The organism is Halomonas sp. AOP27-A1-41 (assembly GCF_052378605.1).
In the GTDB taxonomy this organism is placed as follows: Bacteria; Pseudomonadota; Gammaproteobacteria; order Pseudomonadales; family Halomonadaceae; genus Vreelandella; species Vreelandella citrativorans.
The window spans coordinates 1-339 of sequence record NZ_JBQSXT010000073.1; the positions used below are offsets into that span (position 1 = coordinate 1).

General features: G+C 51.6%; 1 protein-coding gene. It reads left to right on the forward strand.

The features are described from left to right. Positions 1 to 60 precede the first annotated feature (60 nt). Positions 61 to 339 (forward strand): transposase (locus ACT3TC_RS17155; RefSeq protein WP_444641165.1); only part of this gene is annotated, 279 nt, incomplete at its 3' end.

Here is a 339-nt window from a genome sequence, read left to right on the forward strand (position 1 = left end):
TGATCCTGCCCAGTAACTGTGGACACCTCTAGAATGTAATGCGCTACGATGAGGTGAACCATGGCAAGATCGACGACATCGATGAAGAAAAAATCTTATACCCGTTACTCAGATGCCTACCGTCAAGAAGCGTTAGCACTCGCTGATCGCATAGGCGTTGCCGCAGCGGCTCGTGAACTGGGAATACACGCCAGTCAGCTCTATCAATGGCGCTCTAAAGCTCAGCTTCAGCAAGACACATCTGAACGGGAGCGGTCGTTAGCAGAAGAAAACGCCCGATTGAAGCGCCAATTAGCCGAGGCAAATGAAGAGCTGGCCATCACAAAAAAGGCCGCGGTG